Below are 20,840 nucleotides of genomic sequence, written 5' to 3'. Positions count from 1 at the left end.
TATTTCAAACTATTTTAGAAATACGTATAGTTTTTCAGTTTTATATAGTTTTAAAATGTCAGTATTCTTTTATAGAGTTTGGTTCATCAATTGGGCCTCTATGAGAGTTTTAGTTAGAATTAGCATTTTTAATTTCTAAAGGGTACATAGTTTTTTGTTAATTAACTTAGTTTTTTACCAAGAATGTTAAACAATTCTACAGTTTCTATGTTTACTTTGCTGTTTTTAACTATTATAATACGCTGATTATCATAGTTCTCGTAAAAACTAGCTAAACCAGAAAATTCATCATCGTTTACACTTAATACAGTATTGGCTTCAGTCTTAAAAGCTAATTAAAATCTATCTGTGTATGTGTCTGTTTTTAATAGATAAATTTCACCAGACTTATTTATTTGCTATGTTGTACCCGTTAATTTGTCTTTGATGTATATTGATTGATGTTCTTTATTTTATCAATGTTAATAACACTGTTTTCAATTATAGAGCAATAATTCTTTATTGAACTTAAATGTTTTGTTGTTATTAATCTTTGAAAGAAGAGGAAGTAATCATTTAATATAGAACGAATTATTACCACAAATAAATTCGTATCTTTTAAATGTAATAGCATAATAAGAAATTTTAGATTACAAATATCGTTATTCTTTTGTTAGTTAGTTAGTTATGTTGGGGTAAATTTTATAAAATACTAAATAATTATGTTTTTTAAACTTATTGTAGTGTTAAAGTCTTTGGATATGGAGCTATCCTCTTTTTAAAAAGGATAGAAAGGAGTTTAGCTATTAGGGGACGTAACTAAGAATTACAATAAAAGAAGAAACATTTTTCTTAAAAACTTCTTATTATCAATCCTTTCTATTTTAAGTGTTTATAATAATGTGGCTTCTTGTTCTTTAAAAGCAAGAAGTCATATTATTACTCAATTACAATTTTCTTATTCATTGTACCTTTGTCTGTATCTATTTTTACAATATAAATACCTGTAAGTATTTTATTTTTAATCTCTAATTGATACGTATTTTTTTGTTCTGTAATTTCCCAAAGATTTACCTTTTTACCAAGGATGTCAAATAACTCCACATTGGTAATGTTTACTTCGTTGTTTTTAGAAATTACAATTTGATGATTCTCATTATCTGCATAAATATTGGTGTACATAGATAAGCTATCTTCTTCTATACTTAGTGCACTATTTGTAGCAAAAGCAAGCACAAAACGATCTGTATATACTCCTTTATCTAGAGTTAATGTAATTTTACCATCTGTAATATTATAAGATTCACTGGTAAGTTTATCTGTAAGAAATAGGTGATTAGAAACATTCTGAATTTCATCTACCATTATATCTACCGTTCCAGAATAGCCCATTGTAATTTCTAAAGGAACTTCTAAATGATCTGAAATAGCTTGTACCCCAGCAATTACATACTTGGTGTCATTATTAGGGAATTTCCAATATACAGCTGTTTCATTAGTTTCATAAAGTTCAGAGTCATATCCTCTATCAAAATTAAAAGAATTTGTTTTATCAAAAGAAATACCAATTTGATGGTGTAGCAATAAGTCGTCCTTGTTTTTATAATCCAAACCTAATTTAATAATAGGTAATAAATTACTCGTATTTACGGTTGCTGTCTTACTGCTTTTTGTATTTGTTTTATAAAACACAGATTCACCATCCGCTAAAGGAACATAAGCTCTTTGGCTGTTGTTAAAGTTAATTGCACCACCTGTACCTCCTTCTATAAAGAAACCTTGCCCAACGGCTATATATGCTTCTGGTTTTGTATAAGTATCATTGCCTAAGCCAGAAGTTCCGTTATTTACATTACTAGAAATTGTAGCGTCTGCAGCTTTTAATCCCATAGATAAGTTTACGGTTGCATAGCCACCAACATAGCCACCAAATATATGTCCGTTTATTCCCGTTACTTCACCAAGTTTACTTTCATGATGTTCCCAGAAATAAAGCGTTCCGGTGATGGTGCTATTATCTTCAATAAATTTTCTAGCATTCATTGCAGAAGGAAAGGGGTTTCCTATTAAATAATCTTGTCCCGCACCTATAGGAAGCGCAGTGTCAAAATCACCATCATTTGGGGTTCCTATAAAGGTATAATTTTGACCTAATAATTTTCCGGGTCCTTTAAAAATATAACCGTCACCTTTTTTAATAGGAAGATTATCATATTGATGTTCCCAATTAGATCTTCCGTTAGTGGCAGGAGAGTAGGTGTATATCCAGTATTTTGCTAAAGAAATAGGGTCTGTAGTGGCACCATCATAACCCTCCTTAAAATTAATTATTTTAGGGTTGTCTATATCAGTGCCATCTCTAAGTACGTCTTTTAAAGTATAGGTGTTAGTCCCAGAAGTAACTGGTGAACTCATATAATTATAACGATACAAACTAGGTACCATAGATTTTTGGTCTATAAGCAATTTACCAGTACCAGAAATCATACTCGTACTCGAGTGTGTTTGTACTAATTGAGATAAAGGACCTTTTAAACGAATGTTTCCATTTAAAGTTATATTATTAGTAACCACTAACAATTGGTCTGTTACTGTTAATGTTTTATTTGTTGATATTTCTAGTGTTCTTGCACTTAGTCTATCTACAGAATGTTCAAAATTCTGATCAATTACAACAGAACGAGATCTGTCAGGGAAACCATTATCCCAAGTACCATCAATATTTGTAGTTGTTTCTTTTAACTTATGTAGTCCTAATAATGTATTTGCTTCAGAATTAGAGTCTTCAATTTCAGAAATTAAGGGGTCTTGAGAGTGTCTTTTAGTTCCAGTAACATCGGTTTCCCCCACTGTTTGGTATGGAGTTATATCGTCATCAATAAATTCTACCCATTCTGCAGAATTATAATTTTTGTTGGGAGCCATGGTTTCATCTATTCTTACTAGAGAAGTGTTGTTTTTTATATAAGAAACTACGTCATACCTGTTTTCCCAAGCTGTGTTATCTGTTTTTTTTGTAGTTATAATGATGTCATCACCATCACCAAAATCTGTAATTTGAGTTTCTTCTATGGTTATACCTGTTGAAGTAAAGGTGGAAGTTGGTTTTTTAATTAAAACAGTTGCACCAGGTGCTATCTCTGAGTTTATAAAAAAAGTTGAAGAAGGCGTAACTCCTGTCTGATCTCCAGACACGTTTTTAAATAAAGCCAAAGCAACTTTATTAGCGGGTATTGTTTCTGTTAGATTTGTGTTTGTAACTTCTATCCATCTGTCTGTTTCATTGTAGTTAAGTACTTGTGTAATCATTGCGGACTCAAAAGCTGTATTGTCTATTGGGCCTATATATATGTCATAATCTTCAATTTCTCCTATTTGACTATCAAAATTACAAGCAGTTGAAGGAGTAGCATTGTGTTTAATGCTAACACGCAATCTTGTTTTTCCTAATGCAGCAGTTTCTGGTACTAAAATATTTGTAAGTGCTATGTTAAAAACACTATTTATATCCGCAGGATTGGCGGCACTAAAAATTTCATCTTCCGGGTCTGAGAAATCACCGTTGTTATTATAATCTATCCAGACAGTTACAAATGTATTATTATAAGTGTCTCTAGTATAAGTTAATTCTCCAGAAAATGTTTCTCCTGCTACGATATTTGTCGAAACGTTTTTATAATATTTGTAGACATCTGCATTACTGTCACTAGAGTTGTTGATATTTCCAATATGAACATTAGAAATATAATATTTATTGTTTTTCTCAATATCTACATTGTCATCACAATATTCTACGTCTACAGTGTTAAAAGTAGCGGTTCCAGTATAACTATCATCGCATGTAGATGCTGTTTTAACTTGTACATCATATTCTAAACCGTCGTCTAAACCTGTTATTTTTACATATTTTAAGGTAGAAGTTATTTCATTCCACGCTGTAGTGCCGTTTAAACGATATTGTACTATAAAAGAGTCTGTATCCTCAGATTCCCAACGAACTATTGCAGTAGTTTCACTAATATTTGTTATTGAAATAGTAGGTAAAGTAGGTGTTTGTATTGTAATGTTTTGTGTACTCGTTTTTGTGGTTGTTCCATTATCAAATACCCAATCTATAGTGTAAGAACCTGGGGAGTTAAAAGTTGTATCGTCTGTTGTTGTAGCTGTAATTTCTTGTGTGCAATTAAGGTTCATTACGGGAGTAGCAGCGGTATATGAACAATATTCTTTTATATCTTCTAAAGTTGGAGCTACAAAATTACCAGTATAAGATGTAACGTTTACGGTTGATGTACAGGTGGATGATAAGCCATCGGAATCGACAACGGTTAAAGTAACGGTTGTGGGAGTTGAAACATTTTGGCAACTAAAGTTATACTTGTCTAATGATAAATGTAAATCTAGTCCATTTGGAGTGTCGTAAGCATCGTAAGAACCGTTGTTAATATCTTCTGCTGTTATAGATGCATTTCCTAGTGCATCCAAACTAATATTAATAGAACCAACACAGTTTGCAATGGGGGCTACAACCTCGTCTTTTATGTAAATATCATAATCTTCCATTTCACCTGCTTGATGTTCAGCATTACAAGCATTACTTATATTCTTTCTATTTATGGCTACACGCATTCTAGTTTTTCCAGTAGTTGCAGTTGTGGGGATATTTATTTGAAAATCTTTTTGAACCCCGTCTTCACTAAAAGGTTCGGTTACTGTGTTGGTATACACTTCTTCTCCGGAGTCAGAAAAATCACCATCCTTATTGAAATCTATCCATACTTTTAATGTGCTTGTATTATAGTTTGGTGCACGATAACTAATAGAAGCAGGATAATCTTGCCCTAAATTAACATCTGTATGTGTGGATAAAGTATTGTAATACTCGTAAACAGATGCCGTATTATCTGAGTTTTGAAAAATGTCACCAAAACTTACTTTACTTATAAAAAACGTATTATTACTCTTAGAATTTATAGGCGTACAATATGAAGATTGAGCATATGTATTATTTATAACACAGCTAAATAATATTATTATAAAGAGAATATTATTTTTTAAGTTAAACATTTTTCAGTTATTTTGGAGGATGATTATTATGTTTTTTTTTAATAGTTATCTTGTAATTAGGGTTTTAACTATGAGCAGATTCTACTTATAAGACACACTTTTATTTTGTAAGTCACATTTGTGAACGTTTCTTGTTGCTATTTATTGTAGGTAGTTATTGATTTCATAGTATACGGATATTTAACCTTTGTATATCTTAGGCCCTAATTAGTAATTTTTTTTAAAATCTATTACAACTTACATCGGGGGCCTGTGTATTGTATGTATTCAATAGTACTAAAATACTATTTTTTTTTAAAATATCATTTATTCCTTGGAAACCAGAGTTATAGATGTGATTTTTATTGTGAAATGATACTTGTTAATTAACGATTTGGTTATTGTTTTAAGTGTTTTTCTTTAAGTGTTTCTTAATACTATTTGATTAGCAGAAGTTAAATATTTCATTAATTTTTTAAAACTGATATAAATCATCTTTTAAGGTTGGTTTTATTCAGAAATTTGCTTTTATATTTAAAAGGGAAATTATGAGAAGAGACGAACCTATTTCAACTATAATGGCAACAAATTTAGTTACATTAAATGTTGATGGAGATTTAGTAACCGCAGAAAAAATGTTTATAGAACATAAAATAAAACATATTCCTGTAGTTCGTGATAAGGAAATTATAGGGATGTTAAGTTACTCTGATATACAAAAAGTTAGTGAATCTCGTTTAAATGAAGATGGAACTTCTGTAAATAGTTTTGTAAATAATACATTTACAATAAAACAGGTTATGGATAAAAATATTACAGCAATTCCGCCTTATACATCTATTAAAGATGCAGCAGAATTATTAACAACAAAAGGATTTCACGCTTTACCAGTAGTTGAAGATTCTGAACTAGTAGGAATAGTTACTACAAGGGATTTAGTAAAATATTTGGTAGCGAAATTATAGTGGTTTTTATATTGGTTAGTTAGTAAGAAAGAGGCTTTTTTAAAGCCTCTTTTTTTATTTAAAAGATTCTAAAAATAATTATTTTGGGTTAAAAGAAGGGTTAATAATAATCGTTATTTATTTAGTAATATCATTATTATCAGTACTTTGTTTTTTTAAATAAGAAGCAATTATTCTCTGAATATCTCTATTGTCTTTTTTAGGTTCTACAAAAAACTGGTAATCTTCTGGGTTTTCTAATTGTTCAGATTGCTGCAAATCTACATAACCAAAACCTTGATAAATTCCATCTAAAATTAAGGCAAAACCAACTTCATTCTCCGTTCTACCAGTTTCTTTAATAACTATGTTTTCTGCGCCAATGCCAACAGATTTAATAGCTTCTTTTACACGTTTATTATAATCAACTACGGCTTCTTTATCACAACAAATACCTTTACATTCTTTAAGTTGATAATGGAAACAACTCGCAACATTGGTTTGCAGGTGGCAATATTTTGGACATAATACATATTCTTTGCAAAGAAGTTCTAAGTGGTTTCTAGCTTCGGCAACAGTGTAATATTTCATCATTGGATTGGGTACCAATTTTAACCGATTGTAAGCTAAATGCATAATGCCTTTTTGGTCTTCGTAAGAAAATAAACCAATAGCTTCTCCAGACCGTCTTTGTGTTCTATTAAATTTAGGGTAAATTTGTTTTATTTCTGCAGATTCATGTAAAAGAGCCAGCAATTCGCTACCTGTTTTTGTATAAGAAATATCGGCAGTTTCCATACACATGGTTTGCTCTTTTTTCTTTTTGTCATAAAAATGACTGATGACACGTTGCTTTATATTATTGGCTTTACCCACATAAATAACTTCTTTATCAATGTTTTTAAAGTAGTAAACGCCAAAAGTTTCGGGTAAATTATCGACAACTTTTTTGTCTAAAAGAGGCGGTAAGGTGGCTTGTCTAGATTTTGGGTTTAAAAAAGAATTGATGGTAAAATTATCATCTCTTTCTATTAATCTTCTAAATAATTCTGTGGTTGCTTCTGCATCTCCTTTTGCTCTGTGTCTGCCAACAATAGGAATATTTTCAATAGTACAAATATTACCTAGACTATAAGAATTTAAACCCGGAATTATCTTTCTTGATAAACGAACGGTACAGAGTTTTTTTCGTTTAAAAGAGAATCCTAAATTTTTAAATTCTTCGTGAATAATATTATAATCGAAGTTGACATTGTGTGCTACAAAAATGGTGTCTTCCGTAATTTCTGCTACCTTTTTTGCAATTTCATAAAACTTAGGAGCATTTCTTACCATTGCATTTGTAATGCCTGTAAGATTGGTAATAAAAGCGGGAATGTTTTGCTCTGGATTTACCAAAGTAGTAAACTCATCAACAATCACTTTTCCGTCAAATACTAAAATGGATATTTCGGTTATTTTAGAACCTTTATATCCATTTCCTGTGGTTTCTATGTCTACTACTGTGTATAACAATTATTCGATCGTCTTTTTTAAGTCGGCAATAGTTTGTGTAGGGTTTTCAGCTCCAAAAACAAAGCTACCTGCCACTAAAACATTTGCTCCAGCTTCAATTAATGCATTTGCATTATAAGAGGTAACGCCTCCATCAATCTCTATTAAACATTCAGATTCTGTAAAATCTATTAAGTGTTTTAATTGACTTACTTTTTTAAACGTGTTTTCTATAAATGATTGTCCGCCAAAACCAGGGTTTACACTCATTATACAAACCATATCTAAATCTTCAATTACATCTTCTAAAACGGCAATCGGTGTATGAGGGTTTAAAGCAACTCCGGCTTTCATTCCTGCTGCTTTTATGGCTTGTATTGTTCTGTGTAAATGAGTACAAGCTTCATAGTGTACGGTTAAAATATCTGCACCTAAATCTGCAAATGTTTGTATGTACTGATCTGGGTTTACAATCATTAAATGTACGTCAATTGTTTTTGTAGCGTGTTTTGTAATTGCTTTTAAAACCGGCATTCCAAAAGAAATGTTTGGTACAAAAACACCGTCCATAATATCAATATGAAACCAATCGGCCTCACTATTGTTTACCATTTCGATGTCTCTTTGTAGGTTTGCAAAATCTGCTGCTAAAATTGAAGGTGCAAGTAAATTACTCATTTATTTGTTGTTGTGTTGTTATTTTATTTTGCAAAGGTAATTAATTCGTTAATGCGATAAAGAATGAAGAAGTAATCTTTTTATTATTTAAATTTTCTGATTGATAAATTAAACACATAGTCACATAGAAAACATAGCGTTGGGTTTTCTATGTGACTACGTGGTAAAAGGTTTTTAAAAAGAAGCAAATGTTAGTGTTTAATAAATTTGAATTTTAATAGGTTTAGCCCTGATTGAACGGTTTGTTTGAGCTCTTTTTTATTCCTTTTTAGGATAAAAAAAGCGAGTAGTGAAAGCAGGAAATAGCTTCAAAAAAAAACTCCCAAAAATGAATTTGAGAGTTTTAAGTTTTATATACTTTTTAAGATTGTAAGTGAAATACCTAATGCAATCTGCGATTGCTAACCTAAGTAAGTCATTAAGATTTTAGATCTAGAAGTGTGTTTTAATCTTCTAATTGCTTTTTCTTTAATCTGACGAACACGCTCACGAGTTAAATCGAAAGTTTCACCAATTTCTTCTAAAGTCATTGGTTGGTGTTCTCCTAAACCAAAGTATAATTTTACAACATCAGCTTCACGTGGAGTTAATGTTTCTAAAGCTCTATTAATTTCTATTCTTAGAGATTCGTGTAATAATTTTCTATCAGGATTTGGAGATTCTCCAGAGTTTAAAACGTCGTATAAATTAGAATCTTCACCTTCAATTAAAGGAGCATCCATAGATACGTGACGACCAGAATTTTTCATAGATTCTTTTACGTCATTCACAGTCATATCTAATTTCTTAGCAATTTCTTCTGGACTTGGAGGTCTTTCGTTTTCTTGCTCTAAGAAAGCGTACATTTTGTTAATTTTATTGATAGAACCAATTTTATTTAACGGTAAACGTACAATTCTAGATTGTTCTGCTAAGGCTTGTAAGATAGATTGACGAATCCACCAAACGGCATATGATATAAATTTAAAACCTCTTGTTTCATCAAAACGTTTTGCTGCTTTAATTAAACCTAAGTTTCCTTCGTTAATTAAATCTGGTAACGTTAATCCTTGATTTTGGTATTGTTTTGCAACAGATACAACGAAACGTAAATTTGCTTTTGTTAATTTCTCTAATGCTCTTTGGTCACCAGCTTTAATAAGCTGTGCCAATTCTACTTCTTCATCAGCAGTAATTAAGTCTACTTTACCTATTTCTTGTAAGTATTTATCTAACGATGCAGTTTCTCTATTAGTAACCTGCTTGGTAATTTTTAGTTGTCTCATCTAATTCTCTATTGCTTTTTAAAGGATTAATGTATTGCTACATTTTATTATACGTATGAATCTAACTTTATGTTACAAAAAGTTTCATGTTTTTTTTTAAAAGTAGGTTTCTTGCCATTCACCGACATTAAAGGGTGCTTAAACTTTTTATTTATTTTAAATGTGACTTCTTTTATTTCTTTGTGTCAAAATAATAACTGAATTGAAAACGATAGATGTTAAAGCTTTAAGCGACGAAGAATTAGTCTTTAAAATAGTAGAAACAAATAACTCACAATTGTTTGCTGTATTATATGATAGATTTTCTAAGGTAGTTTATAATAAGTGTTATGGTTTTTCCAAAAACAAGGAAGAAGCAGAAGATTTAACACATGACGTTTTTATCAGGTTATTTGTAAAAATAAAAACCTTTAAGGGTAATTCTAAGTTTTCTACTTGGTTGTATTCTTTTACTTATAATTTCTGTGTAAATTACGTGCAAAGAAATGATTTTAAAAAGAAGGAAAAAGTTACGGTTGTTACAGATAATATAAAAGAAGAAGATGATTTTCAAGAAATTGATGATGTAACTCTGTTTGAGTTGAAATCAGAGAAATTGGCAAAAGCATTAACTTTAATTGATCCAACAGAAAAGATGATTCTTTTAATGAAATATCAAGATGATATGACGATTAAAGAGATTCAAGAATCTTTAAGTATTGGTGAAAGCGCTGTTAAAATGAGAATTAAAAGAGCGAAACAAAAACTTGTAAGAACATATGAAGAATTATAAATATGAGCAATCCTTTTAAGAGAATTATACATCACCACAGTGTGCCTAAAGTTCTAAAAGAAAAAGTTTTAAGCGATATTTCGATGATTAAACTCACTCTAGATATCGCTGATTTATTTTTAGTGAAATATCCGAATACAATTGGAGACTTGTTAAACAATGGTAACAATAAATCGAATTATAAAAGCTAATAATAATGACAAATAAATTACTACTTGCGCTAAAATCTGATGTAGATTTTAGTTTTCTAGAAACACTTTGGACTAATTTTACTGATTTTTTACCGCAATTATTAAAAGGAATTGGCTTTTTAATAATAGGTTGGTTATTAATAAAATTTCTGTTATATATTATAAAAAAAGCCTTAGGCTATACCAAAATAGATAACTTACCAGAAAAACTACATGTAGATGAAATTTTTGGAGAGTCTTCTTTAAAAATTCAACCAACAAAAATAATTATTACAGCTATTAAGTGGGTTTTAATTTTAATCTTTATAATAGTTGGCTCAGAATTATTAGGTTTAAGAATGGTTTCTGAACAATTAAGTAATTTAATTGGGTACCTACCAAGACTAATTAGTGCACTTGTTATTTTTGCAGTGGGTATTTATGTAGCTAATTTGGTTAAAAAAGCTTTAACCGCTATGTTTAAATCTTTAGAGTTAACCGGAGGTAATTTAGTTGGTAATATTGCCTTTTATTTAATTGCTATTGTAGTTACCGTAACAGCATTAAACCAAGCAGGTGTTAATACAGATTTAATTACAAGTAATCTTTCTATAATTCTAGGAGCAATTCTAGCATCATTTACCATTGCATTTGGGCTAGGTTCTAGAGATGTAATTAAAAGATTATTATTTGGTTATTATACTAGAAAAAATATTAAAGAAGGAGATAAAGTTATTATTAATGGTTTAGAAGGAACTGTTGGTTTAATAGATAATATATGCGTGGTATTAATCACCGAAAAAGGAAAAGTAATTATTCCGATTAAAGATATAGTAGACAATCAAATTGAAGTAATCGATTAATTTTCTATAAGATTTGATAGAACGTTGGGAGACGTACTATCATAGTTGTGATTTATCACAAAAACAAGAGACCGTGAAAACGGTCTCTTTTCTATTTATATAAGTTTTACAAGGCTTTCTTTAGCTAGGGTTTCTGTTAAATTAACATTCCTTTTAAAAAAGAAATCTGAAATTCTGTATTTCTAAAATAGCCCATTTATTTGAGCATCTATCCTATCTATAATATAACCTAAATCTTCTTGGTTATCAACAAAATCTAAATTATCAACATCAATTATAAGTAATTTTCCTTTTGTATAGGTAGATATCCAAGCTTCATAACGCTCATTTAACCTACTTAAATAATCGATACTTATAGAGTTTTCATAATCTCTACCACGTTTATGAATTTGACCCACTAAGGTAGAAATATCTGCACGTAAGTATATTAATAAGTCTGGTGGTGTTACCAAGTTTTCCATTAATTCAAATAAAGAACTATAATTACCATAGTCTCTATTAGTCATTAAACCCATTGCATGTAAATTTGGAGCAAAAATATGTGCATCTTCATAAATGGTTCTATCCTGAATAATATTTTTACCAGATTCTCTCAATTCTAAAATCTGACGAAAACGACTATTTAAAAAATAGACCTGAAGGTTAAAAGACCAACGTTCCATTTCTGTATAAAAATCGTCTAAATACGGATTTTCATCCACAGACTCAAAATGAGGTTTCCATTTATAATGTTTGGCTAATAATTTGGTTAGCGTGGTTTTACCTGCGCCAATATTTCCTGCAATTGCAACGTGCATAAATTATATTCTAATAAGATTAAAAGTGATGCTAAAATAGTAAAAATTATAAATAGAATAGGTTAACAATCTAATTTATAACCAAATTTCTAATGTCTATAAAAAAACATTTATTATTACAATTAAACTTTTAGGTTTTTTTTAAGTCTTAATAATTATAATTGGATTTATTTTACAAAAATTAAAATTTTACAGATGAAATCATTATTTACACTTATTCTAACACTTGTTTCAATTATTACTTTTGGGCAAAAAGATTTTCAAGGGAAGGCTATTTATATGTCTAAAACCTCTGTAAACTTAGACAACTTTGCACGAGGTGGAGAACAACTTTCTGAAGCAAGAAAAAAACAGCTTCAAGAAAGAATGAAATCTCAATTAGAAAAAACCTTTATTTTAAATTTTGATAAAAGCTCGTCTCTTTATAAAGAAGATGCAAAGTTAGAGGCACCAACAGCAGGTGGAGGAGGAAGAGGTCCGAGGTTTGGAGGTTTTTCTAGTGGAGGAACAAAATATAAAAATACTAAAGAAAAAAAAGCTTTAGAGTCTACCGAATTTTTTGGTAAAAAGTTTTTAATTTCTGACGAAATGGAGCAACCACAATGGGAGTTAGGCGGAGAAACTAAACAAATAGGTAGTTACCTTTGTTATAAAGCAACATTACTTAAAGATGCAAACCCTTTAGATTTTTCTAATTTTAGAAGACCCAATTCTGAGGATAATAAAGAAGAAAAAGAAGTAAAACAAATTTTAGTTACAGCTTGGTATACACCACAGATTCCTGTTAGTAATGGTCCTGGAGCATATTGGGGATTGCCGGGTTTAATTTTAGAAATAAATGAAGGAGCTACCACTATTTTATGTACAGAAATAGTATTAAATCCTTCAGAAAAGGCTTCTATTGAAGCTCCATCAAAAGGAAAAAAAATTACTAGAGAAAAATATACCAAAACTGTTACAAAGAAAATGGAAGAGCTAAGACAAAATTTTCAAAATAGAGGTAGAGGTGGTAATCGTGGAGGCGGATTTCATTAAACAATAAAGGAATAATTACACAAAAATGAAAAAATTACTACTACTAACCGTTTTTATGGTTTCGCTTTTTACCAACGCTCAGGTAAAATTAACAGGAGTTGTTAAAGATAGTGTTGGAGAACCTTTAGAAATGGCAAATGTATTAGCTATTAATAAGGTTACTAATAAAATTGCTTCTTATGGTTTTACAGATACCAAGGGTTTTTATAAATTAAATGTAGATAAAAACGCAACTATTTTGTTGAAAATTAGTTACGTAGGTATGAAATCTTCCGATTTTACAATAGAAACAAAGTCAGCAGAAATTGTTACAAATGTTATGTTAGCTTTTGATAATGCTTTAGATGGTATAAATATTGTTTCTAAAATGCCTGTTACGGTAAAAGGAGATACCATTGTTTATAATGCAGATTCTTTTCAAAATGGTTCAGAAAGAAAACTAGAAGATGTTTTAAAGAAATTACCAGGTGTAGAAATTAATGATAATGGAGAAATTGAAGTAGAAGGTAAAACAGTAGAAAAAGTAATGATAGACGGTAAAGATTTCTTTGATGGAGATACAAAACTGGCTGCTAAAAATATTCCTTCTAATGCTTTAGATAAAATAGAAGTTTTAAGAAATTACGCAGATGTTAGTCAGCTTAGTGGTGTACAAAACAATGAAGATAGAGTTGCTATAAATATTAAACTAAAAGAAGGGAAAAAGAATTTCTGGTTTGGAGATATAACTGCTGGAGCAGGAAATGCGCCAGATGAAACCTTATATTTATTACAACCAAAATTATTTTATTACTCTCCAAAATACACCATTAACGTTATTGGTGATGTTAACAATATGGGAGAAGTTGTTTTAGATAGAGGAGATATTAGAAGTTTTAGCGGTGGTTTTAGAAGTCAAAGTCCGTCTAACGGAACAAATTTAAGTTTAGCGAGTGCTGGTATTGGTTTTTTAACTGCAAATGCTAGAAATGCAAACAGAATAGAGACTAAGTTAACGGCTATGAATTTTAGTTATTCACCAAATGCTAAACTAGATTTAAGTGGGTTTTTAATTTTTTCTAGTAATAGCAACGGACAACAAAATAATGTAGCTACAGATTATATAGATCCTCTTACACCAGATGAGAATACAGAGAGTACAACAGACCAAACAAGTAATACAGGTTTGTTTAAATTTAGTGCAGATTATAAGCAGAATGCAAGAAAGCAATTTAATTATGATTTAATCGGGCGTTTTACAAACGAATATAGAACAGATGATGTTGCATCGGATGTTTTAAGTAATATTACAGAAAAAGAGAACGCTACACCTTATACCATCAATCAAAATTTTAGTTATTTCTATACGGCAAATGAAAAAAATATCTTTGCCTTAGAAGCGAAACATTTATTACAAGATGAAGATCCGTTTTATGTTGCTTCTTTAGAAAAAGATAGCTATGTAGATGAAGCGGAAACTTTAGGTTTAGATAAAGAACCAAGTTCAAGTAACTTATTGTACACATTAGAACAAGACAGACGTGTAAAATCGAATCAATTAGATGTAAAATTAGATTATTATAATATTTTAAATGATAAGAGTAACTTAAATTTTGTAGTTGGTACCATACAAAGTAAGCAAAATTTTGATTCTAAATTTTTCCAAATTTTAGATGATGGAAGTGAATCTATTCCAACCGGAACTATTCCAGAGGAAGATGCTAGAGCGTTTACAAACGATACAGAGTACGGTTTTTCTGATCTTTATGCAGGATTAAGGTATCGTTTAAAAGCAGGTATATTTACTTTTACTCCAGGTTTTACATTGCATGCGTATGATGTTAAAAATACACAATACGAAACAGAAATTTTTAAAGATCAATTTCAAAAATTCTTTCCAGAATTATCTATAATAGCACAATTTAAACAAAGTGAATCTTTACAATTTTCTTATAAACAAGAAGTTAATTTTACAGATGTAAATAAACTTGCTAGAGGTATTGTAGCAAATAGTTATAATTCTTTTTATTATGGTAATCACGAGTTAGACAATGCACATTTGCATAATGTGAACTTAAATTATTCTAGCTTTAATTTATTTAATTACACAAACGTATTTGCGAGGCTTAATTACAAAAAAACGATAGATCAAATTAACTCAAACATAATTTTTGAGCCAGGATCTGTAGTTTCTACAAGTACTTCATTAAATTCACCTTTTGATAATGAGAGTTTTACAGGTTCTGCAAGAGTTGGTAAAACGTTTAATAAGATTAAAACATCTTTAGGAGCTAATTTAGGTTACAGTAAAACATACCAGTCTTTAAATAATGCTTTTAATACCAATAAATTATTTTCTCAGGGTTATAACGCAAGTGTTAGTACAAACTTTAACAAAGCACCAAATGTATCATTGGGGTATAAATTAAGTTTTTCAGATCAAGATAATAGTGCTAGAGAAGCCGTTGTAAAAGGTATTACAAATGCACCTTCTATTAGTTTTGATGCATATGTTTGGAACTCGTTAACTATTCGATCAGATTTTTCTTACAACGAAGTAAAACAAGATGGAGTAGTTGCAAATTCGTTTAAAAGTTTAGATGCTTCTTTTTCATACAGAAAAGGTAAAGATGCAAAATGGGAATATGAGTTAGTAGGAAGTAATCTTTTAGCTTCTGGTTCTAGAGCATCTGTAAATACAACTAATATTGCTTTTACAATTAATGAAACTTTTATTTTACCAAGATTTGTAAGTCTTAGAGTAAAATATCAATTGTAATTAAATCTTTAAATAAAAAAGCTCAATTTATTGGGCTTTTTTTATAGCCTAAATTTAAAATAAGAAACAATATCTTTGCAAGATAATAATTAATGAAGTTATGTGATCTTGTCAATAAATTCAAAATTATAATTCTGAGTTATTTATTATTATTTGTATTCATAAAATTTTAAAAGGAGTTAAGTATAATGAGAAAATTTGATGTAGCAGTAATTGGTAGTGGACCTTCTGGAGCTTCGGCAGCTTTAAAATTAGCAGAAAATGGAGTTTCTGTTGTTTTAATAGAAAAAGAAGTGTTACCAAGATATAAAACTTGCGGTGGAGGTTTTGTCTATAGAGGAAGAAGAAATATGCCTTTTGATATTAGTTCTGTTGTAGAAAGAGAGTTTAAGAAAATTGACATTTATTTTGATAAAGCTGGTATTCATTTAACATCAGAAAGAGAAGAACCTATTATTAGCATGATCATGCGCGATGATTTTGATAACTTTATTGTTGAAAAAGCAAAAAAAGCAGGCATTGTATTATTACAAGACCATAAATTAAAGAATATACTTTTTGAAGATAAAATTACATTACAAACTTCTAAAGAAGATGTAGAAGTTAAGTTTGTAATTGCTGCAGACGGAGCGTTAAGTACAACCGCAAAGTTAGCAGGTTGGGAAGAAACTAGACATTTAATACCTGCTTTAGAATATGAAGTAGAGGTTAGTAAAGAAGATTTTGATAGACTATCTAAAGAAGTTCGTTTCGATTTTGATGCGGTTCCTTTAGGATATGGATGGAGTTTTCCAAAAGAAAACCACTTGTCTATTGGTGTAGCCTCTACCAAAAGAACAAAATTAGATTTAAAAAAGCATTATAAAGAATACTTAGTAACTTTAGGAATTAACGAAGTGGTTAGCGAAGCTTTTCATGGTTTTCAAATACCAGTTTCACCTAGAACAGATGGGTTTTTTAGAAAAAATGTTTTTTTAGTAGGGGATGCAGCAGGATTTGCAGATCCTATAACCGCTGAAGGAATCTCTAATGCAATTCTTTCTGGTGTTATTGCTGCAGACGCAATCATAGAAAGTAAATTAGAAAGTAAGTTGGCCGAAGAATTATACGATACAAAATTAAACAAGGTTTTAATTCCAGAATTAAAAACAGGAGTGTACTTATCTAAACTTTTCTATGAAAATGAAAAAGTAAGACATTTTTTAATGAAAAAGTATGGAGATCGTTTTTGTGAAGCAATGACAGATATATTTATGGGAGAACGTTCTTATCCTGTAGATATAAAGAAAAAATTGAAACAAAAGTTAAAAAATGTAATTTTTAAAAACTAAAGATACTCTTGTTATTTTTTATAAACTAATTTAAAAATAGGTTCGTTATTTAAAGTAAGTAAACTACACGCACACAATGTCTATTAAAGTAACATCGGTTTCTAAAATTTATAAAACGCAAAAAGCATTAAATAACGTTTCTTTTTCTGCGGATAAAGGCCAGATAATTGGTTTTTTAGGTCCAAATGGAGCAGGGAAATCTACTATGATGAAAATACTTTCGGGGTTTATAAAACCCCATGAAGGTGAAGTTTTTGTTGATGAAATAAATGTTTTGGATAATCCATTAGAAGCACAAAAAACAATTGGGTATTTGCCAGAGCACAACCCTTTGTATAAAGAGATGTATGTGCGTGAATATTTACAATTTAATGCTGCTATTTTTAAGGTTGATAAAAGCCAAATAGAAGCGTGTATTGAAAAAGTTGGACTAACAACTGAGGCGCACAAAAAAATAAGTCAATTATCTAAAGGATATCAACAAAGAGTTGGTTTAGCCGCAGCTATTTTGCACAACCCAAAAGTGTTAATTTTAGATGAACCAACAACAGGTTTAGATCCTAATCAATTAGTAGAAATAAGAGCGTTGATTAAAGAATTAGGAAAAGACAAAACGGTTTTGTTTTCTACACATATTATGCAAGAAGTAGAAGCCGTTTGCGATCGTGTCATCATCATAAAAAAAGGAGAACTTTTAATTGATAAAAAACTAGAGGATCTCAAAGAAAATAACCAACAAATTATAGCAGTTACTTTTGATTATAAGGTTGAAGAGCAATTTATAAAAAGATTAGCAAACGTGGTTTCTTATAAAAATAATTACGACTATACTTGGTTTATCACTTTTGAAAGTGAAGAAGATATGCGACCAAAAGTATTCGATTTTGCCCAAGAAAATGGTTTAAAAATCCTTAGTTTAAATACTCAGAATAAAAATTTAGAAACGCTTTTTAGAGAAGTTACAGCTTAATTTTTCTCTATAAAAATAATAATACTTATTGATTTACGGAAAACATAATAAATATGTCAACAAATAATTGTTTAGATCAAATAGCAAACATAGATATTTATCTTTTAGATCAAATTACAAAAGGACGTTATAATAAGGCTGATAAAATTTTGGATGCAGGTTGTGGAAGCGGCAGAAATTTAAAATGGTTTTATGAAAATGCTTATACTTTTTATGGTGTCGATAATGATGCAGAGAGACTTAATGTAGCAAAAGAATTATATCCAAATAAAAAAGAAAACTTTAGTGTTTCTAATGTAGAAAATTTACCATTTACATCGGAATCTTTTCAACATATAATTTGTAATGCAGTATTACATTTTGCAAAGAATACAGCACATTTTGAGGATATGTTTTCAGAACTAGTGCGTGTTTTAAAACCAAAAGGGACATTGTTTATTAGAATGACCTCAGATATTGGAATAGAAAAATTCGTTAAAATGACTCCTACAGGAATTGCTAAATTACCTGATTTATCAGAGCGTTTTTTATTAACGCGTACATTACTTGAAGATATAATGGCTACTAACAATTTATCCTTTTTAGTTCCTCTAAAAACGGTTAATGTTAATGATTTGAGAGCTATGACAACACTTGTACTTCTTAAAAACTAGTTTCACTTATAAAGAACAGTGTGTGAATTTTTATCACTGATTTTAAAATTAAAATAAGGCTAATTTGTTAAATAATGAAAAGCTTCTAACAAAGTAGGAAAAACCAAAATACTTCCTGCTTCTTTTAATTCCTCTTCTGTATATTGTGTAGTAATTCCAATTGCAACCATTCCTGCAGCTTTTGCCGCTTTTGTGCCGGTTAAGCTGTCTTCAAAAACCCAAATATCTTTAAAATCTTCTTCTTTAAAACCTAAGGTTTCTGCCAATAGAATATAAGCTTCTGGTGCAGGTTTTGGTTTTACATAGTCTTGCACGCCAAAAACAGTAGTAAAGTTTAAATCTAAATGATGAACACTATTTTTTAAAAACTGTTTTGTTGCGTTACTAGCAATTCCGTAAGGAATTTTTTCTTTGGTTAAAAGTGTTGTAAATTCTCTAACTCCAGGTAATAATTTAGGAACTTTAAAACGTGTTTTTATGTGTTCGTCTTTTAAAAAATACAATTCTTCCGTTTGTGCCTCTTTACCAATTACAGCACAAAAATATTCGGCAATAATCATGGGAGATTTTCCTGCGTTGAATTTAGGAAACGGAGCTATTTCTTGGTTAAATAATTCTTTAAAAGCAGAAGTCCAAGCAGAATAATGACTCTCAAAACTATCTACAATTACGCCATCAAAATCAAATAAAAATCCTTTAGGTAATACCATTAATTGGTTGTTTTTTCGTTGAATATTTCCGTTAAATACGGGTTTAAAAATTTATTTGTTGGATCTAATTCTCTTCTTAAAAATTTAAAATCTTCCCATTTGGAATATACTTTAGAAAGCTCTGCATCTTTAGCTGTAAAACGTTTTGCCCAATGCGGTTTTCCTCCGTGTTTTAAGAATATTTTTTCAATACTTTTAAAAGCTTCATAGGTATCTGCTGTAGCGGCGTTTCTAGACACACATCCCATAGTAACCGTATCTTTACCGTATGCATAACTCAACCAGGTTTTATCTTTATAAACAAAACGAACATCCATAGGAATATGGATAAAAGATTTATTACTCCATTTATTAATTTCTGTTTTTAGTTCTTCAAAAACTGTAGGAAAAACATCTAAACCAATGGTCCATTCTGCCAATTCTAAAGTAGAACCTCTAGATTTTGTAACCGTAGCTTGGTATAAAGAACCTTTATGTTCTTTTGTTGAACTAAAAAAACCTCTGTATAAAAGTTTATTTGCAATGGCTGTTATCCAAGGAAAAACATGTGTGTATTTGTATAATATTTTAGAGGCAGTTCTTCTATGTTTTAAATATTTAGGACCCAAATCTTCTATAATTTCTGTGTTTGGGTCTATTTTGTCACCTGTAATCACATACCCTTTATCGGTATGAGGAAGCCATAAGATTCTTAGAAAATCATGTTTTTTTAGGCGTTCATTGATTTTAGGCAACCAAACACTATCGTCTTCCGGAGCTTCTTTTACATGTAAAGTATAGATAGGTTCACATTGAAAAGTGATTTCAGAAAGTACCCCTAAAACTCCTAAAGAAACTCTAACGGCATCAATTAATTTGTCTTTTTCTGTTATGGTTTTCACAGAACCATCAGCCAAAATAAGAGTACATTTTGTAATATATTCAGATAATAGTTTTCCGCTTGTTCCGTGAGTTCCTGTTGCCAAAGCACCACCAATAGTAATGGTGTTAATATCTGGTAAACAAGGAATGCACCAACCTTTTGCTTCTACGGCTTCTAATAAATCGCCTAGAATTACACCAGATTGAACTGTAATTGTATGTTCAGTATCATTAGAAGATATAATTTTATTATAAGTTCTAATATCAATTAAAGTAGCTACACCAGAAGCAATATCTGCAGAGGATTGTTTGTTTCCAAAAACTCTAATTTTTTCTGAATTAGCAATTACTTCTTGTAATTCTTTTTCAGAAGTAATTTTATAAAGCGATTTGTAATTGTGAGTTAGATTCTCGTTCCAACTTACCCAAGTACCATTTTTATTTTGTTTCATTTATTTTTTAAAAGATTAAACAAAATTAAGCATTAATATTTTTTTATCGTGCTTGTTTTTGT

15 protein-coding genes are annotated in these 20,840 nt (G+C 29.9%); 8 read left to right on the top strand and 7 right to left on the bottom strand.

The window, feature by feature from the left end:
* Positions 1-918 precede the first annotated feature (918 nt).
* A complete protein-coding gene (locus JOP69_RS09360; RefSeq protein WP_203394219.1) occupies positions 919-5,046 on the bottom strand; it encodes a GEVED domain-containing protein in 4,128 nt (1,375 codons plus the stop codon).
* A 527-nt stretch (positions 5,047-5,573) separates the two neighbouring features.
* On the opposite strand from JOP69_RS09360, the gene JOP69_RS09355 reads away from it, so the two are divergent.
* On the top strand, positions 5,574-5,990 hold the full coding sequence (locus tag JOP69_RS09355) for a CBS domain-containing protein (RefSeq protein ID WP_203394218.1): 417 nt from the start codon (positions 5,574-5,576) through the stop codon (positions 5,988-5,990).
* Positions 5,991-6,107: 117 nt separating this feature from the next.
* Here the strand turns inward: JOP69_RS09355 and JOP69_RS09350 are convergent, their stop codons facing one another.
* The 3 genes from JOP69_RS09350 to JOP69_RS09340 form a co-directional block, all read right to left on the bottom strand.
* The gene (locus JOP69_RS09350; RefSeq protein ID WP_203394217.1) at positions 6,108-7,484 is read right to left on the bottom strand and encodes an exonuclease domain-containing protein; all 1,377 of its coding nucleotides are present in this window, start codon (positions 7,482-7,484) and stop codon (positions 6,108-6,110) included.
* Positions 7,485-8,141, bottom strand: a complete 657-nt coding sequence (gene rpe / locus JOP69_RS09345) for a ribulose-phosphate 3-epimerase (RefSeq protein WP_203394216.1) — start codon at positions 8,139-8,141, stop codon at positions 7,485-7,487. It abuts the gene before it with no gap.
* 401 nt (positions 8,142-8,542) lie between these two features.
* A complete protein-coding gene (locus JOP69_RS09340) occupies positions 8,543-9,406 on the bottom strand; it encodes an RNA polymerase sigma factor RpoD/SigA (protein ID WP_087520936.1) in 864 nt (287 codons plus the stop codon).
* Positions 9,407-9,608: 202 nt separating this feature from the next.
* On the opposite strand from JOP69_RS09340, the gene JOP69_RS09335 reads away from it, so the two are divergent.
* Entirely contained in the window at positions 9,609-10,178 is a 570-nt protein-coding gene (locus JOP69_RS09335) for an RNA polymerase sigma factor (RefSeq protein WP_203394215.1), read from the top strand.
* 196 nt (positions 10,179-10,374) lie between these two features.
* Positions 10,375-11,211 carry a small-conductance mechanosensitive channel gene (locus JOP69_RS09330; RefSeq protein WP_203394214.1) on the top strand — a complete coding sequence of 279 codons (837 nt, stop codon included), beginning with the start codon at positions 10,375-10,377 and terminating at the stop codon, positions 11,209-11,211.
* Positions 11,212-11,393: 182 nt separating this feature from the next.
* Here JOP69_RS09330 and JOP69_RS09325 read toward each other — a convergent pair whose 3' ends face one another.
* Positions 11,394-12,008, bottom strand: coding sequence for a deoxynucleoside kinase (locus tag JOP69_RS09325; RefSeq protein ID WP_158839063.1), 615 nt, complete (start codon positions 12,006-12,008; stop codon positions 11,394-11,396).
* A 195-nt stretch (positions 12,009-12,203) separates the two neighbouring features.
* Between JOP69_RS09325 and JOP69_RS09320 the strand changes: the two genes are divergently transcribed.
* The 5 genes from JOP69_RS09320 to JOP69_RS09300 all read left to right on the top strand — a co-directional run bounded on the left by JOP69_RS09320 (position 12,204) and on the right by JOP69_RS09300 (position 18,755).
* The gene (locus JOP69_RS09320; RefSeq protein ID WP_203394213.1) at positions 12,204-13,043 is read left to right on the top strand and encodes a GLPGLI family protein; all 840 of its coding nucleotides are present in this window, start codon (positions 12,204-12,206) and stop codon (positions 13,041-13,043) included.
* Between the two features lie 25 nt (positions 13,044-13,068).
* Positions 13,069-15,801 (top strand): outer membrane beta-barrel protein, encoded by a 2,733-nt coding sequence (locus JOP69_RS09315; RefSeq protein ID WP_203394212.1) that lies wholly within the window; start codon positions 13,069-13,071, stop codon positions 15,799-15,801.
* 188 nt (positions 15,802-15,989) lie between these two features.
* Positions 15,990-17,132, top strand: a complete 1,143-nt coding sequence (locus tag JOP69_RS09310; protein ID WP_203394211.1) for a geranylgeranyl reductase family protein — start codon at positions 15,990-15,992, stop codon at positions 17,130-17,132.
* Between the two features lie 76 nt (positions 17,133-17,208).
* A complete protein-coding gene (gene gldA, locus JOP69_RS09305; protein WP_203394210.1) occupies positions 17,209-18,102 on the top strand; it encodes a gliding motility-associated ABC transporter ATP-binding subunit GldA in 894 nt (297 codons plus the stop codon).
* 53 nt (positions 18,103-18,155) lie between these two features.
* On the top strand, positions 18,156-18,755 hold the full coding sequence (locus JOP69_RS09300; protein WP_203394209.1) for a class I SAM-dependent methyltransferase: 600 nt from the start codon (positions 18,156-18,158) through the stop codon (positions 18,753-18,755).
* A gap of 59 nt (positions 18,756-18,814) precedes the next feature.
* Here JOP69_RS09300 and JOP69_RS09295 read toward each other — a convergent pair whose 3' ends face one another.
* Both JOP69_RS09295 and JOP69_RS09290 read right to left on the bottom strand, forming a co-directional pair.
* On the bottom strand, positions 18,815-19,465 hold the full coding sequence (locus tag JOP69_RS09295) for an HAD family phosphatase (protein WP_203394208.1): 651 nt from the start codon (positions 19,463-19,465) through the stop codon (positions 18,815-18,817).
* A complete protein-coding gene (locus JOP69_RS09290) occupies positions 19,465-20,778 on the bottom strand; it encodes a D-arabinono-1,4-lactone oxidase (RefSeq protein WP_203394207.1) in 1,314 nt (437 codons plus the stop codon). Before JOP69_RS09290 ends, JOP69_RS09295 begins: the two co-directional genes overlap by 1 nt.
* Between the last annotated feature and the right edge of the window lie 62 nt (positions 20,779-20,840).

Source organism: Polaribacter sp. Q13, from assembly GCF_016858305.2.
Taxonomy (GTDB): Bacteria; Bacteroidota; Bacteroidia; order Flavobacteriales; family Flavobacteriaceae; genus Polaribacter.
Note: the sequence above shows the minus strand (reverse complement) of the source record. Positions and strands in the feature narration are given on the sequence as shown.